This is a genomic window from Corallococcus llansteffanensis, assembly GCF_003612055.1.
GTDB classification, from domain to species: domain Bacteria; phylum Myxococcota; class Myxococcia; order Myxococcales; family Myxococcaceae; genus Corallococcus; species Corallococcus llansteffanensis.
In genome coordinates this window covers 1-483 of sequence record NZ_RAWB01001168.1, presented here as the reverse complement: position 1 = coordinate 483, position 483 = coordinate 1, and the positions used below count along the sequence as shown (strand labels likewise).

Genomic DNA, 483 nt, shown 5'->3' with positions numbered 1-483 from the left:
GTGGTAGTACGTCCATTTCAACATCGACAAGTATCAGTGAATCAACGTCAACGTTTAAGAGCGAGAGTGTTTCAACATCACTGAGTATGTCAACGAGTACAAGTTTGTCTGACTCTACAAGTTTGTCAACATCATTAAGTGATTCCACAAGTGATAGTAAGTCTGATTCATTAAGTACATCAATGTCGACAAGTGATTCAATCAGTACAAGTAAATCTGATTCCATTAGTACATCCACATCATTAAGTGGTTCTACAAGTGAAAGTGAATCCGACTCAACATCATCAAGTGAAAGTAAATCCGATTCAACATCAATGAGCATAAGTATGTCTCAATCAACATCAGGAAGTACAAGTACGTCAACGAGTACAAGTTTGTCTGACTCAACGAGTACATCATTGTCACTAAGTGCCTCAATGAATCAAAGCGGAGTAGACTCAAACTCAGCAAGCCAAAGTGCCTCAAACTCAACAAGTACAAGCA

Annotated in this window: 1 protein-coding gene; it reads right to left on the bottom strand. The window is 38.5% G+C overall.

All coding sequences use genetic code 11. The features are described from left to right. The coding region (locus D7V93_RS47585) for a hypothetical protein (protein ID WP_279637004.1) at nucleotides 1-322 on the bottom strand (322 nt) is incomplete at its 3' end. Nucleotides 323-483: the final 161 nt, after the last annotated feature.